The 9,804-nt window shown below is 63.9% G+C and carries 8 protein-coding genes and 2 pseudogenes; 2 read left to right on the top strand and 8 right to left on the bottom strand.

Features of this window, described 5'->3' with window-relative positions:
- The 4 genes and pseudogenes from FJ471_RS32990 to dusB all read right to left on the bottom strand — a co-directional run.
- A pseudogene (locus FJ471_RS32990) lies at nucleotides 1–829 on the bottom strand (PAS domain-containing sensor histidine kinase); the annotation flags it as partial.
- Nucleotides 830–1,064: 235 nt separating this feature from the next.
- Nucleotides 1,065–2,525, bottom strand: a complete 1,461-nt coding sequence (ntrC, locus tag FJ471_RS32985) for a nitrogen regulation protein NR(I) (RefSeq protein ID WP_140809858.1) — start codon at nucleotides 2,523–2,525, stop codon at nucleotides 1,065–1,067.
- Complete coding sequence (locus tag FJ471_RS32980) at nucleotides 2,522–3,664, bottom strand: nitrogen regulation protein NR(II) (protein ID WP_140809856.1); 1,143 nt, start codon at nucleotides 3,662–3,664, stop codon at nucleotides 2,522–2,524. The genes ntrC and FJ471_RS32980 overlap by 4 nt, the downstream gene beginning before the upstream one ends.
- Nucleotides 3,661–4,689 carry a tRNA dihydrouridine synthase DusB gene (gene dusB / locus FJ471_RS32975; RefSeq protein WP_140809854.1) on the bottom strand — a complete coding sequence of 343 codons (1,029 nt, stop codon included), beginning with the start codon at nucleotides 4,687–4,689 and terminating at the stop codon, nucleotides 3,661–3,663. Before dusB ends, FJ471_RS32980 begins: the two co-directional genes overlap by 4 nt.
- Before the next feature lie 253 nt (nucleotides 4,690–4,942).
- Between dusB and FJ471_RS32970 the strand changes: the two genes are divergently transcribed.
- Nucleotides 4,943–6,169: a bifunctional 2-C-methyl-D-erythritol 4-phosphate cytidylyltransferase/2-C-methyl-D-erythritol 2,4-cyclodiphosphate synthase gene (locus FJ471_RS32970; protein WP_140809852.1), complete on the top strand. Its 1,227-nt coding sequence runs from the start codon at nucleotides 4,943–4,945 to the stop codon at nucleotides 6,167–6,169.
- Nucleotides 6,166–6,654 (top strand): CinA family protein, encoded by a 489-nt coding sequence (locus FJ471_RS32965; protein WP_140809850.1) that lies wholly within the window; start codon nucleotides 6,166–6,168, stop codon nucleotides 6,652–6,654. Before FJ471_RS32970 ends, FJ471_RS32965 begins: the two co-directional genes overlap by 4 nt.
- Before the next feature lie 101 nt (nucleotides 6,655–6,755).
- On the opposite strand, the gene FJ471_RS32960 is transcribed toward FJ471_RS32965, so the two are convergent.
- The 4 genes and pseudogenes from FJ471_RS32960 to lpdA form a co-directional block, all read right to left on the bottom strand.
- On the bottom strand, nucleotides 6,756–7,211 hold the full coding sequence (locus FJ471_RS32960; RefSeq protein ID WP_140809848.1) for a type II toxin-antitoxin system RatA family toxin: 456 nt from the start codon (nucleotides 7,209–7,211) through the stop codon (nucleotides 6,756–6,758).
- A gap of 6 nt (nucleotides 7,212–7,217) precedes the next feature.
- A complete protein-coding gene (gene lipA / locus FJ471_RS32955; RefSeq protein ID WP_140809846.1) occupies nucleotides 7,218–8,183 on the bottom strand; it encodes a lipoyl synthase in 966 nt (321 codons plus the stop codon).
- Nucleotides 8,184–8,308: 125 nt separating this feature from the next.
- On the bottom strand, nucleotides 8,309–8,566 hold the full coding sequence (locus FJ471_RS32950) for a GlsB/YeaQ/YmgE family stress response membrane protein (protein WP_140809844.1): 258 nt from the start codon (nucleotides 8,564–8,566) through the stop codon (nucleotides 8,309–8,311).
- A 174-nt stretch (nucleotides 8,567–8,740) separates the two neighbouring features.
- Nucleotides 8,741–9,739: pseudogene (gene lpdA / locus FJ471_RS32945) on the bottom strand (dihydrolipoyl dehydrogenase); the annotation flags it as partial.
- Nucleotides 9,740–9,804 lie beyond the last annotated feature (65 nt).

Here is a 9,804-nt window from a genome sequence, read left to right as displayed (position 1 = left end):
GACGCGCCTTGATCACGTCGGGGTCGACCAGCCGGATCGTATAGAGGTAAAGCCCTTCGATCTCGCGCAGCTTGATGATGGCGCCCATGATGTTGCGGGTGCGCGGCTCTATCAGCACCGGCTTGCCGTCGGCCGCGGTGTCGACGGCGCCCGAAGGCGGCTCCGGCATGGGAAAATCGGCGTCGGTCTTGGCGTTCATGACGAACGAGCCGTCCGGCTTGATCAGGGCCGCATGCGCCAGTCCGCGGCCGACGGCTTCCTTGTTCAGCAGGTCAAGGAAACCGCCCTTGTCGAGGCCGTAGAGCGTGCGCGAGGCATCAAGGTCGTATGCCATCGACAACGTCGTGCCCTGGAGGTTGCGCGCATTTTCCTGCACATAGGCGTCGGCAATCGACAGCGACGAGTTGACGATCGTCTTGGTGCGGATTTCGAACCAGCGGTCGAGGCCGATGTCGAGCGTGATCGATGCGATGATCGCCACCATGATGGCCGGGATGGCGGCAACCAGCGCGAACATGGCGACGATGCGCACATGCAGCCGCGAGGCAGCCCTGCCGTGGCGCCGCGCCAGAACGATGCGGCGCACCTCGCGGGCGATCAAAGCGATCAGGAACAGGACAAAGACGGCGTTGGCCGCGATCAAGGCCCAGGTCGCGTCGGCGGTCGGCGCGATCGGCGTCGCGCCGACCAGGATCGCAAACGAGATCGCCGCCGTGATCATCGCGCCAGCAATAGCGACCACGCCCGGCAACGCCAGCAACCGCCGCCCGTCAGGCGCGCCGGTCTGGTTGAAAAGCGGTTGGTTCAGGGTCGGAGCCTCAGCTGCCATGTCGCGGTACAGAGTCGGTCATCGCGTCGGATGTATGCAACGCATTGTGGCGATTATGCAACAAGTGTGACCGGGAAGATAATCTTTCCCAGGCAAAATTCGCCGAAAGGACGAAGTGACGCTAGAGCCGGACGATTTCAGGTCGGGTCGAGCTGAAAGCTGAATCCGTCTCTAGATCAAAGAAATAGAGCATGATGTCGTCCGAAAACCGCTTCACACTTTTCGGCATCATGCTCTACGGCTGCCTGGCGGATTTGTAGACGTTGACGCCGAGCTCGCGGATCTTCTTGCGCAGCGTGTTGCGGTTGAGCCCCAGAAGCTCCGCCGCCTTGATCTGGTTGCCGCGCGTCGCCGTCATCGAGGCCAGCACCAGCGGATACTCGACCTCGGCAAGAATGCGCTGGTAAAGCCCGGCCGGCGGCAAATCGCCGGCAAAGGAGGCAAAATAGCGCTGCAGGAAATGCTCGACCGCCTGGCCGATCGACAGGTCGTCGGGGATGAGCGCGCCACCGTCGGGCACGACCGGCCTATCGCCGGTCTTCAGCTCGGATTCGATGATCTCCGACGATATCTCGTCCTGCGAGTAGAGGGCGGCGAGCCGGCGCACCAGGTTTTCGAGCTCCCGCACGTTGCCCGGCCAGGGATAGCGTTTCATCAATTCGATGCCGCCGGTCGAAATGCGCTTGGTCTGCAGGCCCTCGCTGGCGCCCTGCTTGAAGAAGTGCCGCACCAGGTCGGGAATGTCCTCGGAACGCTCGCGCAGCGCCGGCAACCTGAGCGGCACGACGTTGAGGCGATAGAACAGATCTTCGCGAAACAGGCCCTGGTTGATGAGCGTGCGCAGGTCCTTGTTGGTGGCCGCGACGATACGGACGTCGGTCTTGATCGGGGTGCGGCCGCCGACCGTGGTGTATTCACCCTGCTGCAGCACGCGCAGCAACCGGGTCTGCGCTTCCATCGGCATGTCGCCGATCTCATCGAGGAACAGCGTGCCGCCCTCGGCCTGCTCGAAACGGCCGCTGGAACGGTTCTGCGCCCCGGTGAAGGCGCCTTTCTCGTGGCCGAAGAGCTCGGATTCGATGAGGTCGCGCGGGATCGCCGCCATGTTGATGGCCACGAACGGGCCGCCACGGCGGCGGCCATATTCGTGCAGCGCGCGCGCCACCAGTTCCTTGCCGGTGCCGGACTCGCCACTGATCATGACCGTGAGGTCGGTCTGCATCATGCGCGCCAGCATGCGGTAGATGTCCTGCATGGCGGCCGAGCGGCCGACCAGCGGCATCGTCTCGGGCTGGTCCTCCGCGCGGGCATCGAGCTTCGGCCGCTTCGGTTCGGCCAGCGCCCGGTTGACGATGTTGAGCAGCTCCGTCAGGTCGAACGGTTTCGGCAGATATTCGTAGGCGCCGGTCTCGGAGGCGCGGATGGCGGTCATGAACGTGTTCTGCGCGCTCATGACGATGACCGGCAGCTCGGGCCGGGCCTTCTTGATGCGCGGCAGCATGTCGAAGGCGTTTTCGTCGGGCATCACCACATCGGTGATGACGAGATCGCCCTCGCCCGCCGCCACCCAGCGCCACAGCGTCGAGGCATTCGAGGTCACGCGCACCTCGTGGCCGACTCGCGACAGCGCCTGGTTGAGCACGGTGCGGATGGCCGCATCGTCGTCGGCGACGAGAATATTGCCGCGAGCGGTCATGTGCGGTCTCCTTCAGCTTCGTCGCCGGTGCCTGGCGCGGTCTCCTTCCAGGCCGGAAGCAGGATGCGGAACGTGGTGCCGCGCGGCGTCGAATCGCATTCGATGATGCCGCCATGCTCGCCGACGATCTTGGCGACCAGGGCCAGCCCGAGGCCGGAGCCGTTCGGCTTGGTGGTGATGAACGGATCGAACAGGATCGGCAGGATGTCCTCGGAAACTCCGGGGCCGTTGTCATGCACGCAGAATTCCAGCGGCAGCGAGACACGGTCCTGCGTTCCAGGCACGGAAACGCGGATGCCCGGGCGGAAAGCCGTCGACAGCATGATCTCGCCTTGCGGGTCGGCGCCGATCGCCTCGGCGGCGTTCTTGACCAGATTGAGGAAGACCTGGATCAGCTGATCGCGGTTGGCGAAGACCGGAGGCAATGATGGATCATATTCCTCCAAAATCTTGATCCGCCTTGCAAAGCCGTTCTTGGCAATCGCCTTCACATGATCTAGCACGACATGGATGTTGACCGGATAGCGATCGATCGGCCGCTCGTCGGAAAACACTTCCATGCGGTCGACCAGCGAGACGATACGGTCGGTCTCGTCGGTGATCAGGCGGGTCAGCGCGCGGTCCTCGTCGGACGCCGAAAGCTCGAGCAACTGGGCGGCGCCGCGGATGCCGGAGAGCGGGTTCTTGATCTCGTGCGCGAGCATCGCGGCAAGGCCGGTGACGGAACGCGCCGCACCGCGATGCGTCATCTGGCGGTCGATCTTGTCGGCCATCGACCGTTCCTGGAACATGACGACGACGGAACCCGGAAACTCCGGCACCGGCGCGACGTAAAGATCGACCATCTTTTCGATGCCGAGACGCGGCGACGACACGTCGACCCGATATTCGTTGACCGGCGCGCGCCGCTCGCGCACCTGGTCGACCAGCGTCAGCAACGGGCTGCCGAAGGGCACCAGCTTGGTGAGCGTGTTGCGGGCAAGCATATTCGCGCTGGAGCGGAAGAAGTCCTCGGCATCGGCATTGGCGAAGGTGATGAAGCCGTCGGGATCGACCATGATGACCGGGCGGCGGATGGTGTTGAGCACGATATTGGCGGCACCCGCCATATCGGCCTGCTGGGGAACATCGGCCTTCATGCAGCGCTCCGCAGGCTGATCGATGGCGAGCCGTCGGCTAGCACGTTGCGCAACCCCGCAATGACTTCGCCCGGCTCAAAGGACATGAGAATGGCTTTGCGCCGCTCGGCTAGAACGTCGGGAGCATGCCGGTCGAGATACCAGCCGAGATGCTTTCGTGCTTGGCGCAGCCCGCTTTCGATGCCGTAAAGCGCAAGCATGTCCTCGTAATGCGAGACGACGTAATCGGTTAGCTCTTGCGGCGTTGTTGGAATGCCTTGTGTGTTTGCACCGGCCGCGGCCATCGCTATGCCGCCCGCGACCCATGGCGCGCCATAATGCGCGCGGCCGATCATCACCGCGTCGGCGCCGGACTGTTCGAGGATGGTCACCGCCTCTTCCGGCGAGCCGACATCGCCATTGGCCACCACCGGGATCGAGACCGCTTGCTTGACGCGCGCGATGGCGCGCCAGTCGGCCTTGCCTTGGTAGAACTGACAGCGCGTGCGGCCATGCACGGTCACCATCTTGACGCCGGCCTGTTCGGCGCGGCGCGCCAGCATCGGCGCATTGAGAGCGCTTTCGTCCCAGCCGAGCCGCATCTTGACCGTCACCGGCACCGACACGGCGCCTACCACCGCCTCGATCAGCGACAGCGCATGGTCGAGATCGCGCATCAGCGCCGAGCCGGCATAGCCGCCGGTCACCTTCTTGGCCGGGCAGCCCATGTTGATGTCGATGATATCGGCGCCCTCACCGGCCGCTATACGCGCGCCTTCGGCCATATGGATGGCCTCGCGGCCGGCCAGTTGCACCATATGCACCGGCAGGCCAGAATGGCGGATGCGCAAGTCGCAGCCCGCCCTGCCCTTGGCCAGCTCGCCGCTTGCCACCATTTCCGACACGACCAGCCCCGCGCCGTGCGCGTGGGCGCGCTGCCGGAACGGTTCGTCGGTGATGCCGGACATCGGCGCCAGGAAAACCCGATTGCGGATTTTCACGCCGCCGACATCGAGTGGCGATGCCAATGCGGTCAGTTCAGCCATGCACAAAAACCTAGCATGTTCGATTGTTGCACATTCTCTAGCCAGAAGTGTGGCATTGTGCAACGCGCAATGACGTCACATTAAGGCGCATTTTGGAAAATGCTGGCCTTCGGCCATCACCCCGACTAGAGCATGATGCCGAAAAGTGTGAGCGGTTTTCGGCCGACATCATGCTCTACTTCTTTGATTTAGAGACGGATTCAGATTTCAGGTCGAATCGACCTGAAATCATCCGGCTCTAGGACCGATCGGAATGAGCGAGGCAAGCGAAAAGCAAGCGGCGTCCCCAAGCGGCGGGATCGGGGTGGTGATCGTTGCCGCCGGCCGCGGCGCGCGCGCTGGGCAGGCCGACGGTCCGAAACAATATCAGCGCATCGGCGGCCGCGCCGTCATCGCGCATACGCTGGATATCTTCCTCTCGCATCCGATGATCGGCGCCGTGGTCGTGGCGATCCACGCCGACGATGCCGAACTTTTCCAACGCGCGGCCGAGGCGCATGGCGATCGCCTTGTCGCCGTGATCGGCGGCCCGTCGCGCCAGGCGTCCGTCCGGCTCGGCCTGCTGGCGCTGAGGGAGCAGGCGCCGGCAAAAGTGCTGGTGCATGATGCGGTGCGCCCGTTCGTCGATGCCGGGCTGATCGACCGCACCATCGAGGCCATCGGCGAGCGCCAGGGCGCGCTGCCGGCTTTGCCCGTCGCCGACACGCTGAAGCGGGAGTCGGCCACCGGGATGATCGACGAGACGGTGTCGAGAGCAGGCCTGCATGCCGCGCAGACGCCACAGGGTTTCCCGTTCTGGCCGCTGCTCGCCGCGCATGAGAAGGCGCATCATCTGGGCAAGACGGAGTTCACCGACGACGCGGCGATCGCCGAATGGGCGCAGATACCGGTCAAGATCGTTCCCGGATCGCCGGACAACGTCAAACTCACCTGGGCAAGGGACATCGCATTGGCCGACCAGCGGCTCTCGAGTGCTCAGCGCTTCCCGGACATTCGCACCGGCAATGGCTACGACGTGCACGCCTTCGAGCCCGGCGACCATGTGACGCTCTGCGGCATCGCCATTCCCTACGAGCGAAAACTCTCCGGCCATTCGGACGCCGATGTCGGGTTGCATGCGCTGACCGACGCGCTGCTCGCCACCTGCGGCGCCGGCGATATCGGCACGCATTTCCCGCCATCGGACCCGCAATGGAAGGGCGCGGCCTCGAAGATCTTCGTCGAGCATGCGGCAAAGCTGGTGCGCGAGCGCGGCGGGCGCATCGCCAATGCCGATATCACGCTGATCTGCGAGGCACCGCGCGTCGGGCCGCATCGCGCCGCGATGACGCAAGCGCTTTCGGCCATGCTCGGCATCGCGGGCGAGCGCATTTCCATCAAGGCCACGACCAACGAGAAGCTCGGCTTTGTCGGGCGCGGCGAAGGCATCGCCGCAATCGCCACCGCCAGCGTCGTCTATCCGGGAGACGTGCCGGCATGAGCAACGCCGAACTCGCTATCGCTTTGCTCCAGGCCTGCCAGCAGCGCGGCATCATGCTGGCGACGGCCGAAAGCTGCACCGGCGGCCTGATCATCGCGGCGCTTACAGACATCGCCGGGTCCTCCGCCGTGGTCGATCGCGGCTTCATCACCTATTCCAACGAAGCCAAGATGGAGATGCTCGGCGTGTCCGCCGCCACGCTCGAGGCGCATGGCGCGGTCTCGCGCGAGACGGTGCTGGAGATGGCGGCAGGCGCGCTGGCGCATTCGCAAGCCAGCCTTTCGCTCGCCGTCACCGGCATTGCCGGTCCGGGCGGCGGCTCGGCGGACAAGCCGGTCGGCCTCGTCTGGTTCGGGATAGCGCTCGCCGGACAGCCTATTGTCGCCGAACAGCAATTGTTCGGCCAAAAGGGTCGTGAATTCATCCGGCACGAGACGGTGCGCCACGCGCTGCAACTCGGATTGCGGGCACTCGGCGAGCTTTAAAGCGCGTTGCGCCGAAACGGATTCAGGCGACGCGCATTAAGTCTTTGTGTTTTGATGCATGTCGTTCTCCCAAAACCGCTGCGCACTTTGGGCGACATGCATTAGGCCGGCTTTGCGCCGTAGATGACGTCGGCGCGCTTCTCGAAGGCTTCCGAGAACATGCGGAAGGCACGGTCGAACATTGTGCCCATCACCGCGCCCAGGATGCGGCTCTTGAATTCGTAGTCGATGAAGAAATGCACCTCGCAGCCTTTGTCGGCCGGGTCGAAGCGCCAGATATTGCTGAGATATTTGAACGGGCCGTCGATGTATTTGACGTCGATGGCATGTTCAGCCGGATTGAGCAGCACCTGCGTGGTGAAGGTCTCGCGGATCGCCTTGTAGCCGATGCTCATATCGGCAACCAGGATGGTGCGGCCGTCGCGCTCCTTGCGTGATCGCACGGTAAGCGATTCACAAAGCGGCAGGAATTGCGGGTAGGTCTCGATGTCCGCCACCAGCGCGAACATCTCTTCCGGCGTATGCGCGACGCGGCGTGTCGCCTCGAATTTCGGCATTGAAGGTCAGCTGACCTTCGCGAGCTGCGCCTCGCGCGCGGCGCGCAGCCTGGCGAAATCCTCGCCGGCATGGTGCGAGGAGCGCGTCAGCGGGCTCGACGCCACCAGCAGGAAGCCCTTGGTCTTGCCGACCGTTTCGTAGGACTTGAACTCGTCCGGGGGGATGAAGCGGATCACCGGATGGTGCTTCTTCGAGGGCTGCAGATACTGGCCGATGGTCATGAAGTCGACATTAGCCGACCGCAGATCGTCCATCAGCTGCAGCACCTCGTTCCGCTCCTCGCCGAGGCCGACCATGATGCCGGATTTGGTGAAGATCGACGGATCGAGCTCCTTGACCCGCTGCAAAAGCCGGATCGAGTGGAAATAACGCGCGCCCGGGCGAACCGTCAGGTAGTTCGACGGCACGGTTTCGAGATTGTGGTTGAAGACGTCGGGCTTGGCGGCAACGACGATCTCCAGCGCGCCGTCCTTGCGCAGGAAGTCGGGCGTCAGGATCTCGATCGTCGTCGAAGGCGTCGCCGCGCGGATCGCGCGGATGACGTCGGCGAAATGCTGCGCACCGCCATCGGCAAGATCGTCGCGGTCGACGGAGGTGATGACGACGTGGCTCAGCCCCATCTGCTTGACGGCGTGCGCGACGCGCGCCGGCTCATCCGGATCGAGCGCGGTCGGGATGCCGGTGGCGACATTGCAGAAGGCGCAGGCGCGCGTGCAGATCTCGCCCATGATCATGAAGGTGGCGTGCTTCTTGTCCCAGCACTCGCCGATATTCGGGCAGCCGGCCTCCTCGCACACCGTCACCAGCTTGTGCGACTTCACGATCTCGCGCGTTTCGGCATAGCCCTTGGAAACCGGCGCCTTGACGCGGATCCAGTCGGGCTTGCGCAGCACCTCCTGGTCGGGCCTGTGCGCCTTCTCGGGATGCCGCGGGCGCGGCCGGTTGGCGATCGTGTCTACGACTGTGACCATCTCAAACCCTTCGCGGCCGTTATTTCGACGGCCGGCTGTCTTTCGTCATCTAGGACTTTTCGAGGCAAAGAAAAAGGCCGCGCCGGCGCATGCCGCCACGGCCGTTTTCGCATAACGGCTCTCCTTCAGCGGCGAACGAGCCGCCCCACGAAGATCAGCAGGCAGGCGCCGATGAAGCCGGTGATCAGATAGGCCACCCAGCCGACGCCGAACGACTGGATGTTGAGAGCCTGCAGGAGCGCGTTCAGCACTATCGCGCCGACGATGCCCATGATGATGTTCATGACGATGCCGGTGTTGCTCTTCATGACCATCTCGGCGAGCCAGCCCGCCAAGCCGCCGACGATGATGGCTGCGATCCAGCCGACGCCATTCAAATGCATATGCCAGTTCCTCCTCGATCAGGTGAAAACGCATCCGGATATGAACTGCCTTGCCGTCAGGTTTTTCCGGCTGCCGCGTGTGAGTCTCGCCCGACCACGTTACCACGGATTGGCCAGCTACCACCGGTTGGTGATCTATCACCGATTGGTGACCTATCACCGGCCGGTGACTTATCATGCGTTCAAAGCGCGGCCATAGGCGTCGAGCACGCTCTCCTTCATCATTTCCGACAGCGTCGGATGCGGGAAGATCGTGTGCATCAGCTCTTCCTCGGTGGTCTCCAGGTTCATCGCCACGACAAACCCTTGGATGAGCTCGGTCACCTCGGCGCCGACCATATGCGCGCCGAGAAGCTGGCCGGTCTTCCTGTCGAAGATGGTCTTGACGAAGCCCTGGTCCTCGCCGAGCGCGATCGCCTTGCCGTTGGCGCTGAACGGGAAGCGGCCGACGCGGATGTCCTTGCCTTCCGCCTTGGCCTTGGCTTCCGTCAGGCCGACGGAGGCGACCTGCGGGCTGCAGTAGGTGCAGCCGGGGATCTTCAGCTTGTCGATGGCGTGCACGCCGGGGAAGTTAGCGATTTTTTCGATGCAGACGACGCCTTCATGCTCCGCCTTGTGGGCGAGCATCGGCGGACCGGCGACGTCGCCGATGGCGTAGACGCCCGGCACATTGGTCTTGCCGTAGCCGTCGACCACCACGCAGCCCCGGTCCGTTTTCACGCCGAGCGCCTCCAGGCCGAGATTTTCGATGTTGCCCTGCACGCCGACTGCCGAGATCATGCGGTCGGCGGTGATCTTCTCGATCTTGCCGTCCTTCATCTCGACATGCGCGGTAACCGAATTGGCGCCCTTCTCGACCTTGGTCACCTTGGCTTCGAGCATGATCTTCATGCCCTGCTTCTCGAACTGCTTCTGTGCGAATTTCGAGACCTCGGCATCCTCGACCGGCATCACTGCCGGCATCAGCTCGACTACCGTCACGTCGGCGCCCATGGTGCGGTAGAAGGAGGCGAATTCGATGCCGATGGCGCCCGAACCCATGACCAGCAGCGATTTCGGCATCTCCTTCGGCACCATGGCCTCGAAATAGGTCCAGATTAGCTTGCCGTCCGGTTCGATGCCGGGCAGCGCGCGCGGCCTGGCGCCGGTCGCGAGAATGATGTGCTTGGCGGTAAGGTCAGCCCCGATACATCAGCCGTGGTCGACCGTTCGCGAAAAGTGTCGCTCAGGCTGAACAC

This window comes from Mesorhizobium sp. B2-7-1 (assembly GCF_006440735.1).
Classification (GTDB): domain Bacteria; phylum Pseudomonadota; class Alphaproteobacteria; order Rhizobiales; family Rhizobiaceae; genus Mesorhizobium.
Note: the sequence above shows the minus strand (reverse complement) of the source record. Positions and strands in the feature narration are given on the sequence as shown.